Annotated in this window: 13 protein-coding genes; 7 read left to right on the top strand and 6 right to left on the bottom strand. The window is 55.5% G+C overall.

The window, feature by feature from the left end:
• Positions 1 to 80: 80 nt before the first annotated feature.
• Entirely contained in the window at positions 81 to 1,154 is a 1,074-nt protein-coding gene (locus tag KVT28_RS03760) for a porin (RefSeq protein WP_280923195.1), read from the bottom strand.
• An 878-nt stretch (positions 1,155 to 2,032) separates the two neighbouring features.
• Here KVT28_RS03760 and KVT28_RS03755 point away from each other — a divergent pair.
• The 6 genes from KVT28_RS03755 to spy all read left to right on the top strand — a co-directional run bounded on the left by KVT28_RS03755 (position 2,033) and on the right by spy (position 8,928).
• Positions 2,033 to 3,253, top strand: coding sequence for an aspartate aminotransferase family protein (locus tag KVT28_RS03755; protein ID WP_217546844.1), 1,221 nt, complete (start codon positions 2,033 to 2,035; stop codon positions 3,251 to 3,253).
• Positions 3,250 to 4,281 carry an arginine N-succinyltransferase gene (gene astA / locus KVT28_RS03750; RefSeq protein WP_217546841.1) on the top strand — a complete coding sequence of 344 codons (1,032 nt, stop codon included), beginning with the start codon at positions 3,250 to 3,252 and terminating at the stop codon, positions 4,279 to 4,281. The genes KVT28_RS03755 and astA overlap by 4 nt, the downstream gene beginning before the upstream one ends.
• A complete protein-coding gene (gene astD, locus KVT28_RS03745) occupies positions 4,278 to 5,744 on the top strand; it encodes a succinylglutamate-semialdehyde dehydrogenase (protein ID WP_217546839.1) in 1,467 nt (488 codons plus the stop codon). Before astA ends, astD begins: the two co-directional genes overlap by 4 nt.
• The gene (gene astB / locus KVT28_RS03740; RefSeq protein ID WP_192233617.1) at positions 5,744 to 7,072 is read left to right on the top strand and encodes an N-succinylarginine dihydrolase; all 1,329 of its coding nucleotides are present in this window, start codon (positions 5,744 to 5,746) and stop codon (positions 7,070 to 7,072) included. The genes astD and astB overlap by 1 nt, the downstream gene beginning before the upstream one ends.
• A gap of 45 nt (positions 7,073 to 7,117) precedes the next feature.
• Positions 7,118 to 8,113: a succinylglutamate desuccinylase gene (gene astE / locus KVT28_RS03735; protein WP_101764588.1), complete on the top strand. Its 996-nt coding sequence runs from the start codon at positions 7,118 to 7,120 to the stop codon at positions 8,111 to 8,113.
• Positions 8,114 to 8,430: 317 nt separating this feature from the next.
• Positions 8,431 to 8,928, top strand: coding sequence for an ATP-independent periplasmic protein-refolding chaperone Spy (gene spy / locus KVT28_RS03730; protein ID WP_217546836.1), 498 nt, complete (start codon positions 8,431 to 8,433; stop codon positions 8,926 to 8,928).
• 78 nt (positions 8,929 to 9,006) lie between these two features.
• Here the strand turns inward: spy and cho are convergent, their stop codons facing one another.
• The 3 genes from cho to KVT28_RS03715 form a co-directional block, all read right to left on the bottom strand.
• Positions 9,007 to 9,867: an excinuclease Cho gene (cho, locus tag KVT28_RS03725; RefSeq protein WP_217546833.1), complete on the bottom strand. Its 861-nt coding sequence runs from the start codon at positions 9,865 to 9,867 to the stop codon at positions 9,007 to 9,009.
• A 110-nt stretch (positions 9,868 to 9,977) separates the two neighbouring features.
• Positions 9,978 to 10,805, bottom strand: coding sequence for an ammonia-dependent NAD(+) synthetase (gene nadE, locus KVT28_RS03720; protein WP_101764585.1), 828 nt, complete (start codon positions 10,803 to 10,805; stop codon positions 9,978 to 9,980).
• A gap of 117 nt (positions 10,806 to 10,922) precedes the next feature.
• Complete coding sequence (locus KVT28_RS03715; RefSeq protein ID WP_217546831.1) at positions 10,923 to 12,113, bottom strand: multidrug effflux MFS transporter; 1,191 nt, start codon at positions 12,111 to 12,113, stop codon at positions 10,923 to 10,925.
• A 192-nt stretch (positions 12,114 to 12,305) separates the two neighbouring features.
• On the opposite strand from KVT28_RS03715, the gene osmE reads away from it, so the two are divergent.
• Positions 12,306 to 12,641 carry an osmotically-inducible lipoprotein OsmE gene (gene osmE, locus KVT28_RS03710; protein ID WP_007892614.1) on the top strand — a complete coding sequence of 112 codons (336 nt, stop codon included), beginning with the start codon at positions 12,306 to 12,308 and terminating at the stop codon, positions 12,639 to 12,641.
• Positions 12,642 to 12,696: 55 nt separating this feature from the next.
• Here the strand turns inward: osmE and KVT28_RS03705 are convergent, their stop codons facing one another.
• The gene (locus KVT28_RS03705; RefSeq protein ID WP_101764583.1) at positions 12,697 to 13,080 is read right to left on the bottom strand and encodes a DUF6515 family protein; all 384 of its coding nucleotides are present in this window, start codon (positions 13,078 to 13,080) and stop codon (positions 12,697 to 12,699) included.
• 241 nt (positions 13,081 to 13,321) lie between these two features.
• Positions 13,322 to 14,713: an L-cystine transporter gene (locus KVT28_RS03700; protein WP_008102914.1), complete on the bottom strand. Its 1,392-nt coding sequence runs from the start codon at positions 14,711 to 14,713 to the stop codon at positions 13,322 to 13,324.
• Between the last annotated feature and the right edge of the window lie 16 nt (positions 14,714 to 14,729).

Genomic DNA, 14,729 nt, shown 5'->3' with positions numbered 1-14,729 from the left:
CCAATAAAAAAGGGCAGCTTTCGCTGCCCTTTGCGCATATTCAGCCGACACTAGCCGAACAGCCATGAGGGTATTGCCACTTAGAACTGGTAAATCAGACCCACAGCGGTGACATCATCAGAAGCGATGCCCAACGCATTATCATCTTTCAACAGGTTGATCTTGTATTCAGCGTACACAGACATGTTTTTGTTGAAGTAGTAGGTTCCACCTACAGCGACGTATTTGGTGAGATCGACATCACCAATATTTTCAATCTCTTTGCCTTTAGATGAAACATAGCCGATTGAAGGACGCAGTCCGTTAATGAACTGATACTGCGCAACGGCTTCAAAGTTAACGGCTTTGTTAGCGAAGCCACCAGTGATTGGGGTTGCGTTGAGCGTTTCGCCGTACATGGTTGCCAGGTAAATCTGGTTAGCATCGTATTTCAGGCCCGCAGTCCAGTGCTGTGCTTTCTCGCCTTCGCCACGTAAGGCCTGGTTCTGCGTATTGGTACGATCCAGGCTCGCGTAAGCGCCAACCAGGCTCAGACCGAAATCGAAATCATAAGAAGTGGAGAGCGCGAAGCCATCACCATTCGAACGGCGTACGGCAACGTTTGCATCGTTACGATCGTTTTTACCTTCGTACTGTGCAGCAACGTTCCAGCCTTTCACCAGACCGAAGAAATCTTTGTTGCGCCAGGTCAACACGCCACCTGAGCGGCTGGACAGGAACCCATCAGAGTAACCTTGATCGCCACCAAAGAAGGGCAGCATATCGGTGTAACCCAGCACGTCATAAATTAAACCGTAGTTACGACCGTAATCGATCGAGCCGAACTGACCAAACTTCAGGCCAGCAAAGCCCAGGCGGGTTCTGTTACCGCTGTTGGCATCGCTGCCTTCTGAGTTGCTCAGGCTGTACTGGTACTGCCATTGACCGTAGCCGGTCAATTGATCGTTGATCTTGGTTTCGCCTTTAAAACCAATACGGGTATAAGACGAGGTATCACCATTTGACCCTTCGTTATCGGAGAACAGATGCGAGACGTTAATTTTGCCAGTCAGGTCCAGCTTGTTGCCATCTTTGTTATAGATTTCGGCGGCCTGAGCCGAAGAAAGTCCCAGCAGTAAAGGCATCACTGCTGCCAGTAAGGAGCGCTTCATCATTTAATTTTTACCCTGTGATATTTTTTAATTTTGTCCCCATCTGCGGGGTGAAAAGAAAATGACACAAAAGGTTCAAGATCGACAGTGCAATATATGTAACTAAATATTTCTCGTTAACTTTTTGTGTGATTTTTAATCTTAAATTCCATTATGTGGAATTTTGTATTGGTTAAACTTATCCATAAGACAACATGTGTAATGATGGTTTTAATATTTATTTGTATGATTTTATTGAATAACTTTAAATTTAAAGATGCGTAAATAAAATCAGTAGCTTGTTCGTGAAATAGCACAAGCCTATGCATTATTGTTCAATAGCAAATATCTGAATCCAGCTAATCATTAGCAGAGTAATTATCGGCTTCATGGCTTTGTGTCCTTTTATTTCTGTTCTGATAATAACCCTGGTCACAAAATGTTATTTAGCTTTTCGCTTAACAATGAACTGGCGAAATAATATTCAATCCCGCGAGGCAAATGTTAAAACCCGATTAATTCCCCGGCCGCTAAATTTGCACCGCGCTATCACTTTCCTGCACCAATCAGGCACATTGCGCCCCAAAAAAGTGCGTTTATCGCATTAATTTGGCGAAATATTTCCTGCCCGATCACAAAAGCAATATTTCATTTTGCCGATGCATAAATCCGCTAAATAAATTACTGCTATTCAGCCTGCATCAGACTGATATTCACTTTTTATGCAATTAAAGTGAATATCAGCACCCGTTAAGTTATTGATATTACGTAGTGATAAGACGGTTATGCATTTTTGCGGCTGGCTGGCACGCTATCTGCAATATACAGTAGAGCTGCCACTTAACATTTTTAACAATTTCAAAACAAAAGGCTTCACCGGGTGTGGAGCAGGAGAAAGGGCTATGTCACTGCAGGTTTCACGTCAGAATTTCGATCAATGGATGATGCCAGTTTATGCACCCGCGGCTTTTGTTCCGGTCCGCGCGGAAGGTTCAACGCTGTGGGATCAGCAAGGCAAAGAGTATATCGATTTTGCCGGTGGCATTGCGGTTAACGCATTGGGACATGCGCATCCGGCGTTGCAGCAGGCGCTGATCGAACAGGCCGGCAAACTGTGGCATACCGGAAATGGCTATACCAATGAACCGATCCTGCGTCTCGCCAAACAGTTGATTGATGCTACTTTTGCCGATCGCGTGTTTTTCTGTAACTCCGGCGCTGAAGCGAATGAAGCGGCGCTGAAACTGGCACGTAAAACCGCACACGACCGTTTCGGTGCTGAGAAAAATGGCATCGTTGCTTTTAATAATGCTTTTCACGGTCGCACGCTATTTACCGTGACAGCAGGCGGACAACCGGCCTATTCCCGTGATTTTGCGCCGCTGCCACCGGCGGTCGAACACGCTAATTTCAACGATCTGGCCTCGGCGGCCGCGCTGATCAATGACCAAACCTGCGCGGTGATCGTCGAGCCGATTCAGGGTGAAGGCGGCGTTCTGCCAGCCGATCCCGCTTTCCTGCGCGGACTGCGTGGACTCTGCGATAAACATCATGCGCTGCTGATTTTTGATGAAGTGCAGAGCGGCGTGGGTCGCACCGGTTCGCTGTATGCCTATATGCATTACGGCGTGACCCCGGATGTATTAACCACCGCCAAAGCGCTGGGTGGCGGCTTCCCAATTGGCGCGATGCTGACACGTGAAGATCTGGCGCAGGTGATGGGCGTGGGCACGCACGGCACCACCTACGGCGGCAATCCGCTGGCGGGCGCAGTCGCGGGCAAAGTGATGGAGCTGATTAATCAGCCGGAATTTATGGCCGGCGTGGCCGAGCGTCATCAATGGTTTGTTACGGCGTTGCAGGAACTGAACAAGCGTCTGCCGGTATTTAAAGAAGTGCGCGGGTTGGGTCTGTTGATTGGCGCCGTGCTAAACGACGATTTCGCCGGTAAAGCCAAACAGTTCAACCTCACCGCGGCCGAAGAGGGCGTGATGGTGTTGATTGCGGGCGCCAACGTGGTACGTTTCGCGCCAGCGCTGAACATCAGCGAGCGCGAAGTTAAAGAAGGTTTGGCGCGTTTCGAACGTGCCTGTGAACGCGTGCTCAAAGGAGCCACATCATGATGGTGATTCGCCCCGTCGAACGTGACGATCTCTCGCAGTTGTTGTCGCTGGCGGGCAAAACCGGGGGTGGCTTAACCTCGCTGCCCGCGGATAGCGAAACGCTTAAAGCCCGTATTGAGCGTTCGCTGCTCACCTGGCAAGGCGCGTTACCGCCTGCCGAACAAGGCTATGTGTTTGTGCTGGCCGACAGCGAGGATAATCGCGCCGTCGGCATTTGCGCCATCGAAGCGGCGGTGGGTTTGCAGGATCCTTGGTACAACTTCCGCGTTGGCACACAGGTGCACGCTTCGAAAGAGCTGAACGTGTATGCCAGCCTGCCGACGCTGTCGCTGAGCAACGATCACACCGGCAGCAGCGAACTCTGCACGCTGTTCCTCGATCCCGATTACCGCGATGGAAAAAATGGCCATCTGCTGTCGAAATCGCGCTTTCTGTTTATGGCTAACTTCCGCGACCGCTTTATGCAACATGTGGTGGCGGAGATGCGTGGCGTCAGTGATGACAATGGCCACTCGCCTTTCTGGGATAGCGTGGGCAGTCGCTTCTTCTCGATGGAGTTCAGCAAAGCCGATTTCCTCAGCGGCACCGGGCAGAAAGCCTTTATCGCCGAGCTGATGCCCAAACATCCGCTCTACATTCATTACCTGTCTGAAGCGGCGCAAAAAGTGATTGGCGAAGTCCATCCGAAAACCGCGCCCGCGCGTGCGGTGTTGGAGGCGGAAGGTTTCCGCTATCTCAACTATGTCGACATCTTCGACGGCGGCCCGACGCTGGAGTGCGAAATCGATCGCATTCGTGCCATTCGCAAGAGTCGCCAGTTAACCGCTGAGAGCGGTGCAGCCGATGAAAGCTGGCCGCTGTGTCTGGTGGCCAACGCGGATTTTCAGCATTTCCGCGTGGCGCTGCTGCCGGTGGATATGGCATCCGGCACGGTAAAACTGACTGAAAGCCAGCGCGCGGCGCTGCATTGCAACATTGGCGATCAACTGCGTGTGGTCACGCTGTGTCGCGAGGAGAAAAAAGCATGACGCATTTTATTCAAGGTCAATGGGTGACCGGCGGCGCTGACGCCCTGAGCAAACAAAATCCGGTGACCGGCGAAACGCTGTGGCAGGGCAAAGCGGCATCGGCAGCGCAAGTGGCTGCGGCCTGCGAAGCGGCGCGCGCGGCGTTCCCGCAGTGGGCGAGAAAACCGTTTGCGGAGCGTCAGGCGCTGGTGGAAGGGTTTGCCCGTCTGCTTGAAAGCCACAAAAACGCGCTGGCGGAAACCATCGCCCAGGAAACGGGCAAGCCGCGCTGGGAAACGCTGACCGAAGTGCAGGCGATGATCAACAAAATCGCCATTTCGATTAAGGCCTATCACAGCCGCACCGGCGAACAGGCCGATGGAGAGAGCTCGCTGCGCCATCGTCCGCACGGCGTGTTGGCGGTGTTTGGTCCGTATAATTTTCCCGGCCATCTGCCGAACGGCCATATCGTGCCAGCTCTGCTGGCGGGTAACTGCGTGGTGTTTAAGCCGAGCGAGCTGACGCCGCTGACGGCGGAGAAAACCGTGCAGCTGTGGCAGCAAGCCGGTTTACCAGCGGGCGTGATGGCGCTGCTGCAAGGCGGTCGTGAAACCGGCCAGGCGCTGGCCAATGCGGAACAAATTGATGGTCTGCTGTTTACCGGCAGCGCCGCCACCGGCTATCACCTGCATCGTCAGTTCGCCGGACAGCCAGAAAAAATGCTGGCGCTAGAGATGGGCGGCAACAATGCGTTGATTGTTGAAGATCCTGCGGATCTTGATGGTGCGGTACATATCGCTATTCAGTCGGCCTTTATTACCGCCGGACAGCGCTGCACCTGCGCGCGTCGTCTGCTGGTGAAGCGCGGCGCGGCGGGCGATGCCTTCCTGCAGCGTTTGGTTGAGGTCAGTGCGCGCTTGCAGCCTGGCGCGTGGAATGCCGAGCCGCAGCCGTTTATGGGCAGCGTGATTTCACCCACCGCCGCCGGACATATTTTTGCCGCCTGGCAGCAGCAGGTGGAAAAGGGCGGGAAAGTGATGCTCGGCATGCACTGGCCGGACCGCGACAGCGCCATCATCACGCCGGGCATCATTGATGTGACCGAAGTGAAAGATTTAGCGGATGAAGAAGTCTTTGGTCCGTTGCTGCAGGTGATTCGTTACGACAGCTTCGAGCAGGCGATTGCTATCGCCAATAATACCCGCTATGGCTTGTCGTGCGGTCTGATTTCGCCGCAGCGCGCGCAGTTTGATCAGCTATTGCTGGAGGCGCGCGCCGGTATCGTTAACTGGAACAAACCGCTGACCGGCGCGGCCAGCACCGCCCCCTTTGGTGGCATTGGCGCATCCGGGAATCATCGTGCCAGCGCGTGGTACGCCGCCGATTACTGTGCATGGCCAATGGCGTCGCTGGAGAGCCCAAGCCTGGCGCTGCCGGGCAGCTTAGCGCCGGGCCTCGATTTCTCCGCGCAGGGAGCGAAATAATGCAAGCATTTGAAGCGAACTTTGATGGGCTGGTCGGCCTGACACATCATTACGCGGGATTGTCGTTTGGTAACGAAGCCTCGACGCGCAATCAGCTGCAGCCCTCGAATCCGCGTCTGGCGGCGAAGCAGGGTTTGCTGAAGATGAAAGCGCTGGCGGATATGGGCTACGTACAGGGCGTGATCCCGCCGCACGAACGTCCTAATCTGCCGCTGCTGCGCCAGCTCGGCTTTGGCGGCAGCGATGAGCAGGTGCTGGCGCAGGCGGCGAAGCACGCGCCGCAGCTGCTGTCGGCGGCCAGCTCAGCCTCAGCGATGTGGGTGGCGAATGCCGCCACGGTGTCACCGTCGGCGGATAGCGCCGATGGTCGCGTGCATTTCACCGTCGCCAATCTGAATAACAAATTCCATCGCGCCATTGAGGCGCCGGAAACTGCCGATCTGCTGCGCGCGATTTTCCGTCATCCGCAGCACTTCTGCGTGCACGATGCGCTGCCGCAGGTGGCGCAGTTTGGTGATGAGGGCGCGGCCAATCACAATCGTTTCGGCAGTGATTACGGTGATGCGGGCGTGCAGCTGTTTATTTATGGCCGTGATGGTCAGCAGCAGGGCGCAACGCCAGCACGTTATCCGGCGCGTCAAACGCGGGAAGCCAGCGAAGCGGTGGCGCGGTTGCATCAGCTCGATGCGCAACGCACGCTGTTTGCCCAGCAAAATCCAGCGGTGATTGATCAGGGCGTGTTTCATAACGATGTGATTGCGGTGAGCAATCAGCAGGTGCTGTTCTGCCATCAGGATGCCTTTGTGAACCAGCCGCAGTTGTTGAGTGACATCGCCGCCCGCGTTAGCGGTTTCCAGCCGATTGAAGTGCCGCGCGATAAAGTATCGGTAACCGATGCGGTCAATACCTATCTGTTTAACAGCCAGCTGTTGCAGCGCGCCGACGGCGGTATGCTGCTGGTGCTGCCAGAAGAGTCACGCCAGCATACAGGCGTGTGGCGTTATCTCACTGAGCTGGTGGAGAGCGGCGGGCCAATCCGTGAACTGAAAGTTTTCGATCTGCGTGAAAGCATGTTTAACGGTGGCGGTCCGGCCTGTTTGCGTCTGCGCGTGGTGTTAACCGAAACCGAGCGTCAGGCGCTGAATCCGGCGGTATTGATGAACGATCGCCTGTTTGCCACGCTCAACGATTGGGTGGATCGCCACTACCGCGATCGCTTAACTCAGGCCGATTTAGCCGACCCGCAACTGCTGCGTGAAGGGCGCACCGCGCTGGATGAGCTGACGAAGCTGCTAGACTTAGGCAGTGTCTACGCGTTTCAGCGTTAACGCCGGGGTGAGAGGTTCGCCCCACGTCGTTAAAAAGGAGTGAACATGCAGGATTTTTTACAGCAGACCTTGTCTGGTGAGCCGCCACAGCAAAGAGAGGGCAGCAACGATCATCTCAGTTGGCAATGGCATAACGAGGGACTGATGTCCCTCACGCCGCATACGCCCACACAGCAGGCGCTGGTGCTCTCTGCGGGCATTCACGGCAATGAAACCGCGCCGGTTGAGATTCTCAATCTGTTGCTGACGCCACTGTTAAAAGGCGAGAAGCCGCTGGCAGTGCGCTTGCTGGTGATTTTGGGTAATCCCGCCGCGTTGCGCAGCGGCAAGCGCTACCAGCAACATGATATCAACCGCCTGTTTGGTGGACGCTGGCAGCAGGTGGCCGATGTACCCGAAGCGCAGCGCGTGCTGCAGCTGGAGCAGGAGCTGGAGAGTTTCTGGCGCGCCTGTCTCGATCATGAAGTGCGCTGGCACCTCGATCTGCATACCGCGATTCGCGGCTCGTATCATGCGCGTTTTGGCGTGATGCCGCTGAATCCCAATCCGTGGCCCGAGGCGTTTATGCACTGGCTGGCGGCGGCAGAAATGGAGGCGCTGGTGTTCCATCGTTCACCGGGCGGCACCTTCACCCATTACAGCTGCGAGCACCATAATGCGGCGAGCTGCACGCTGGAGTTGGGCAAGGCTTTGCCGTTTGGTGAGAACGATTTAAGTCAGTTTGCCGGCGTGCAGCGGGCGCTGGCGGCGTTGCTGTATGGCGATGCCTTACCGGAGGTGCGTGAACAGCCGCGACATTATCGCGTGGCGCAGCAACTGACCCGGCACGGCGATAAGTTTGTGTTGCACATGGGGCCGGAGACGCTGAACTTTACCGCTTTCCCGCAGGGCACGCTGCTGGCGGAGGAGGGTGACCGGCGTTACTACGTGCAGCAGGCGCGCGAGTATGTGCTGTTTCCCAATCCGAATGTCGCGCCAGGATTGCGCGCGGGGCTGATGCTGGTGGAGGAGAATGAACAGACGCAGGCGCTGGCGTTGTGATTTTCCCTCACCCTAACCCTCTCCCGCAGGCGGGATAGGGCCAGGGTGAGGGCATCAACGCGCCGACATTTCCCTTCCTGAAAACCGACAATACCGTTACACTCCTCCTTAATTCCTGCGTTTTTCACTTGATTGTCATAAACTTTTTCAATTCCTCACGCATTTCTTCTCTTTCTCTCCATGATTGCCTGATCTCTGTCTTTTATGCTTTCAGGGCTTTACTCAGCCTCTGAGTAGTTGACGTTCAGCGTCGTATGCTTGTTTCCGAAGACGCGACACAGGCTGTCGTCATTAAACTGATAAGTAAGGACAATATTATGCGTAAATTAACTTCTGTGTTCCTGGCTACCGCAATGGCTTTTGGTGCTGCAAATATCGTCCATGCAGCGGCAGACAACCTGACTCCGCCGCCAGCAGGCAGCGAAACACCGATGCACAAGCCGCCGATGCGCCATCACGGTATGGAGATGATGTTTAAAGGTCTGAACCTGACCGATGCGCAGAAAGCGCAGATAAAAACGATTCTTCGTGATGGCCACAAAGAGATGAAACGCCCGTCGCTGGAAGAGCGTCGTGCCGACCATGCCATCATCGCTTCCGATACCTTTGACCGTGCGAAAGCCGAAGCGCAGGCTGAGAAGATGACGGCGAATGCCAAAGATCGTGCGCTGCAGATGATGGAAACCCAGAACAAGATCTACAACGTGCTGACACCAGAGCAGAAGAAACAATACAACGCGAACTTTGAGAAGCGCTTAACTGAGAAAGGCCCGCACGATGGTAAAACGCCACCACCGCCGGCTGATGCTGAATAAGTTCTTTCGCTAACGGAATAGAGACCGCCGGGGTTGTCCATCGCATCTGATGCTTTGGGCAACCTCGGCGGTTTTGTTTTAAAGCTCGATCAGCGGAAACACACCAGAAAGCAGCGGACGGCAGAGAATTTTATAGCCGTCATGATCGAAGCCGTGCGAGGCGCGCTGCAGCTGGCGCGCTTCAGCTTCGCTGTTGACCGATCCCAGCCAGAACCAGTGATCGATCACATGGATTTGCGTAATGTTTGTCCCCGTTTCCACCATGCCAACCGGGCCTTGCCACGGCCAGCATTGAATGCGCATCTGCTCTAATGCCGCATGCAACCGCTGCTGATGCTCAGCAACCGACTCGTTACCACAGCAGGCACCAGCGCAGCGTTTTAGTGCAGCGCGAAAACAGCCGCGTCCCGGACGCAACGACTCCAGCCCAAGCAAGCCGTGGCACAAGCGCTGCTCATCGGCGATGGCTTTTAGCTTCTCCAGCGCGGCAAAGCGACTGCGAAACAGGCCATAAAGATTGGGCGAGCGGGAGAAGTCGAGATCCTTTGCATACACCACCTGCGGCGCACCGTCGCCCAGCTGCAGCGAACAGAGCTGGCGGTTCTTACGCAGGCGCTTATTAAACAGCGGCTGTTGCGTTTTGATCATCTGCGCTTCCAGCAGCTGAGCGCCGACGTCGCCAGCGGTCGGGATCCAGGTGACGCGCCGCGCCTGATGCAGCATTTTGGCTTCATCCGGCGCCCGGAAATGCGCCATCACCCGACTGCGCAGGTTGACGCTTTTGCCGATATACAGCGGCAGATTTTCGCTTTCACCGTGAAAGGTATAGACGCCCGGCTGGTTGGGTAAACCTTCCAGCCACTGACGTAGATGTTCGGGATATTGATAGATGGCTGCCGCATCGAAATCGAGGCGGTGGCTGGCTGCACGTCTGACCAAAGCACACTCCGATTACTGGTTGTTCATCCAGTGTATCAAACTGTGCTTTTTCTCGCCAGTCAGCGGCGATGAGAAAGTTTCCCGCCCGGACGGCGGGAAACGCCATGCACTTACTTCTTCCAGAAGTCGTCGAACACGGTGATCGGCGGACGACGTTTGTGCTCGGTTTTCAGATACCAGCCTTCGATGGTTTTTGCTGCGGCGGCATCGATGGTTTTGCCTTCCAGGTAGGCATCGATTTGCTGATAAGTCACGCCGAGCGCCACTTCATCCTGCAAGCCAGGACGATCATCTTCCAAATCGGCAGTAGGATGCTTGAGATAGAGGTGTTCCGGGCAGCCCAGCGTTTTCAGCAGCTGTTTGCCCTGGCCTTTATGCAGGCGGAAGATCGGGTTGATGTCGCTGCCGCCGTCACCGTACTTGGTGAAGAATCCGGTGATCGCCTCTGCCGCATGGTCAGTACCGACCACCACGCCTTTGGTCATGCCGGCGATGCTGTACTGCGCTTTCATACGCTCACGCGCTTTTTCATTGCCGCGCACGAAATCCGATACCGTAATACCCGCATCTTTCAACGCACGTTCGCTGGCCAGGATCGCTTCTTTGATGTTCACCACCAGCGTGCGATCGGGTTGGATAAATGCCAGCGCATCCTGACAATCCTGCTCATCGGCCTGCACGCCATACGGCAAACGCACGGCAATAAAGGTGTAATCGTTATCGCCGCTCTCTTCACGCAGTTCGCGAATCGCGGTTTGCGACAAAATGCCGGTCAGTGTCGAATCCTGGCCGCCGCTGATGCCGAGTACCAGCGTTTTCAAAAAGGGATGGGCTTTCAGGTAAGACTTCAGAAAATCAACGCTGACGCGGATCTCCTGCTGCGGGTCGATAACCGGTTTTACACCAAGGGCTTCAATGATTTCCTGTTGCAGTGACATGAACCTCTCCTCAAGTCAGTAGCCTGACGGCACAATGCGAATCATCTGCTAAAGCTAACGCCTCTCCCCACAAACAACAAGCCGCACGGCTGGTTGTTCAGGTTATTTGCTGGCAAATCAGACGTTTTTTGCCTTCTGCACCAGCAGATTGAACGACACAATCGCCAGCATAAAGCAGCCAAAGATGGTGCCGGTCATGCTCGCGACCGAGGTGCCGCCCAGGCCGGTAATGGGTACGCTGATGGCACCAAAGGTGAACATGCCGACGCCAATCACCGCCGAGGCGCTGCCCGCGCGCTGGCCCTGGCTCTGCATCGCCAGCGAAGAAGCGGTGGTGGCGATCACGCCATTACTGGCGATGGTGAAGAACAGCGCGACCAGCAGAACTGGCAGCGCTGTGTCGGTAAGTCCCGCCAGCAGCAAGCAGCTCGACGCAACAAACGCCAGCGTCAGGCCACCTTTCAGTACGCGATATTCTCCCCACAGCGGACAGAGGCGTGCACTGGTTTGTGATGCAATAATCAGGCCGAAGCCGTTGGCAGCGAAGCAGAAGCTAAAGGCTTGCGGCGTCAGGCCGTACAGCTGTTGCAGTACAAACGGCGAGGCGCCGATATAGGCAAACATGCCGGACATCATAAAACCTTGCGTCAGGCAGAAGCCCATAAACTGCCGATGCGTGACGACCTGGCCGAGCGCCGCCCAGGCGGAAAAAATCGAGCCCTGACTGCGGCGCGCTGGCGGTAAAGTTTCGTGCAATTTCCAGCGGGCAAGGAAGATCAGCACGACGGCGATGCAGCCGAGCACCACAAAAATGCCGCGCCAGTTAAGCACCGTCATCAAGGCGCCGCCCAGCACCGGCGCACCAATCGGCGCTAAACCATTGACCAGCATCAGCAGTGCAAAGAAACGCGTCAGCTCATGGCCGCTATACATATCTCGGGCAATTGCACGCGACAGCACCGCGCCGCCGGCGCCTGCCAAACCTTCAAACAGACGCGCTACCAGCAGCGAGTGGATGTCTTTTGCCAGCGCACAGCCAATCGAGGCAATAAACAGCAGCACCAGCGATAACAGCAGCGGACGGAGGCGACCAAACTTGTCGCTCATTGGCCCAAACAGCAATTGACCCGCACCTAAACCCAGCAAGCCGGCGGTGAGGCTCAGCTGCGCCGTGGCGGTTTCGGTGTGCAGATCGCGCGCCAGCTCCGGCAGCGCCGGCAGATATAGATCGATACAAAGTGGCCCGAGTGCAGCGAGCAGGCCCAGCGTGATGGCATAAACCAGCCGATGAGAAGGTGCAGGTGTCATTAATCCTCTGTCTTTATTCATTGCTATAGGTATTTTTTCGCGGGTGATTATACGAACCGTAGCGCATCAACACAGCATTTTTACCAAATCCTAACGCTTCGGAATTTAGCTAAATTTATCCCATAAAGTTGATAAATCTGGATTTATGTTCCAGGCTAATTTCACACGGACAAAAAAACGAGGAACAACAACATGAATAAAGTGATGGGATGTATCGCTGCCGCTATGACGCTGGCAGCCCTGTCTGGTTGTACGACTTATGACAAAGCCGAAAGCTACGTAACCAAGCCGGTAGTGAAGGATGTTAAGAAAGGCATGACGCGCGATCAGGTTCGCCAGATTGCCGGCCCAGCGTCTACTGAAATCACCATGGTTCACGCCCGCGGTACTTGCCAGACTTACGTGATTGGCGAGCGCGACGGCAAACCGCAGACCTACTTCGTGAGCTATAACGATACCGGTCGCGTCATGAACTACGGTTTCCAGAGCTGTAAAGACTACGATACCGATCCGCAAGCGGCTCAGTAATCGCAGCAGAATAAGAAACGGCCCGTCATTGACGGGCCGTTTTTCGTTGTGGCGCTTATAAACCGTAAGGACGCGGCACTTCGATATACTCTCCGCCGATCTCGCGCTGGTAGTAATGACCTTCCTGCACGTAATAACGCTTGCCGTTGAAATCCAGCACGCGCATACCGCCGCCCGGCGGGGCTTCAGGCGGCTGCACCACTACATAGGTGTCGCCCTGACGCTGATAGTAGTTACCGTTCAGCATGTAATAGGTCAGACCGCCCAGCAAAACGGCGGTTGCTGCTTCGGGTAGGAAACGCAGCGGGCCGGGACCGCCCCAACGTGGACCTCCACCCCAATGCGGGCCTGGGCCGGGGCCCCAACCGCCGGGATGGGCAAAACTGATGGCTGGTGTTAATAAGGTTAACGCCAGCACCGAGGCGATAACTGTTTTCATCGGTGATTCTCCTGCTGTGATTAACAGCAGAATTGGCCTTCCTGAGCGAAAACTCAAGCGAAAAGCGGCTGATTTTTCCTCTGTTTACCATGCTTAACGCTTTCCTGACGCTAGCGCCATGATTGGGTTGAATTGGGGAGGAAAGCGGGGAAGGTCGTCATAAAACGGCGACCTTACGGGGCATATCGCAGGCATGAAAAAAGGCAGATCTTGCGATCTGCCATTGTTGCAACTCATTAATTTAGCGGTGTGCCAGTTCGGCGTGTTCGTCGCTCTCCAGCACTTTCTTGTCGGTCAATCCGAGCCAGCGGCTGGTGAGTGAACCGGCGGTCATTGAACCATTAACGTTGAGCGCGGTACGCCCCATATCGATCAGCGGTTCGATGGAGATCAGCAGCGCGACCAGCGTGACCGGCAGGCCCATCGCCGGCAGCACGATCAGCGCGGCGAAGGTGGCGCCGCCGCCGACGCCAGCCACACCGGCAGAACTCAGCGTCACAATACCTACCAGCGTTGCAATCCACATCGGATCAAAAGGGTTGATGCCCACGGTTGGCGCAACCATCACCGCCAGCATGGTGGGATAGAGACCGGCACAGCCGTTCTGGCCGATGGTGGCACCAAATGACGCCGAGAAGCTGGCGATCGATTCTGGCACGCCCAGGCGACGCGTTTGAGTCTCCACGTTCAGTGGAATACTGGCGGCGCTGGAACGGCTGGTGAAGGCGAAGGTGATCACCGGCCATACTTTACGGAAGAAGCGCATTGGATTGATGCCGTTAACCGACAGCAGCAGCGCGTGTACGGCAAACATGATCGCCAGACCGAGATAAGAGGCCACCACAAAGCCACCCAGCTTGATGATGTCCTGCAGGTTGGAACCGGCTACTACTTTGGTCATCAGCGCCAGCACACCGTACGGCGTCAGCTTCATGATCAAACGCACCAGCTTCATGACCCAGGATTGCAGGGTATCGATGGCCACCAGCACGCGCTCGCCTTTTACCTTGTCATCTTTCAGCAGTTGCAGCGCCGCCACACCGAGGAAGGCGGCGAAAATCACTACGCTGATGATCGAGGTGGGATTGGCGCCCGCCAGATCGGCAAACGGGTTTTTCGGAATGAAGGAGAGCAGCAGCTGTGGCGTGCTGAGATCAGCCACTTTGCCCACGTAGTTGCTCTGAATCGCGCTCAGACGCGCGGTTTCCTGCGCACCTTGCACCAGACCTTCAGCGCTAAGGCCAAACAGGCCGGTCACCAGCACGCCGACCAGCGCGGAGATTGCGGTGGTAAACAGCAGCACGCCAATGGTCAGCACGCTAATTTTACCCAGCGATGAGGCATTGTGCAGACGTGCGACCGCGCTCAGGATCGAGGCGAACACCAGCGGCATCACGATCATCTGCAACAATTGCACGTAGCCGTTACCGACGATATTGAACCAGCCAATCGACGCTTTCACGGTTGGGCTGTTTTCGCCATAGATGGTTTGCAGCGCCAGACCAAAGGCCACACCGAAAACCAAACCGGTCAGCACGCGTTTGGACAGGCTCCAGCTTTGGTTGCCAATCCGATTCAGCAGAATCAGGAGTGCGATAAACGCCACGATATTAATAATGAGGGGAAAATCCATGCTCAACTCCAGAGTG

Origin of the sequence: Pantoea sp. GbtcB22 (genome assembly GCF_019091025.1) — a bacterium.
Taxonomy (GTDB): Bacteria; Pseudomonadota; Gammaproteobacteria; order Enterobacterales; family Enterobacteriaceae; genus Pantoea; species Pantoea leporis.
The sequence above is the reverse complement of the archived record's forward strand: the minus strand, read 5'-3'. Positions and strand labels throughout refer to the sequence as shown.

Excerpts from the sequence above, each read along its gene's own strand:
- nadE (WP_101764585.1), bottom strand. The coding sequence starts at position 10,805 with ATGTCACTGCAACAGGAAATCATTGAAGCCCTTGGTGTAAAACCGGTT.
- astB (WP_192233617.1), top strand. The coding sequence starts at position 5,744 with ATGCAAGCATTTGAAGCGAACTTTGATGGGCTGGTCGGCCTGACACAT.
- KVT28_RS03760 (WP_280923195.1), bottom strand. The coding sequence starts at position 1,154 with ATGATGAAGCGCTCCTTACTGGCAGCAGTGATGCCTTTACTGCTGGGA.
- astD (WP_217546839.1), top strand. The coding sequence starts at position 4,278 with ATGACGCATTTTATTCAAGGTCAATGGGTGACCGGCGGCGCTGACGCC.
- KVT28_RS03715 (WP_217546831.1), bottom strand. The coding sequence starts at position 12,113 with ATGACACCTGCACCTTCTCATCGGCTGGTTTATGCCATCACGCTGGGC.
- astA (WP_217546841.1), top strand. The coding sequence starts at position 3,250 with ATGATGGTGATTCGCCCCGTCGAACGTGACGATCTCTCGCAGTTGTTG.
- astE (WP_101764588.1), top strand. The coding sequence starts at position 7,118 with ATGCAGGATTTTTTACAGCAGACCTTGTCTGGTGAGCCGCCACAGCAA.
- KVT28_RS03705 (WP_101764583.1), bottom strand. The coding sequence starts at position 13,080 with ATGAAAACAGTTATCGCCTCGGTGCTGGCGTTAACCTTATTAACACCA.
- KVT28_RS03700 (WP_008102914.1), bottom strand. The coding sequence starts at position 14,713 with ATGGATTTTCCCCTCATTATTAATATCGTGGCGTTTATCGCACTCCTG.
- spy (WP_217546836.1), top strand. The coding sequence starts at position 8,431 with ATGCGTAAATTAACTTCTGTGTTCCTGGCTACCGCAATGGCTTTTGGT.
- KVT28_RS03755 (WP_217546844.1), top strand. The coding sequence starts at position 2,033 with ATGTCACTGCAGGTTTCACGTCAGAATTTCGATCAATGGATGATGCCA.
- osmE (WP_007892614.1), top strand. The coding sequence starts at position 12,306 with ATGAATAAAGTGATGGGATGTATCGCTGCCGCTATGACGCTGGCAGCC.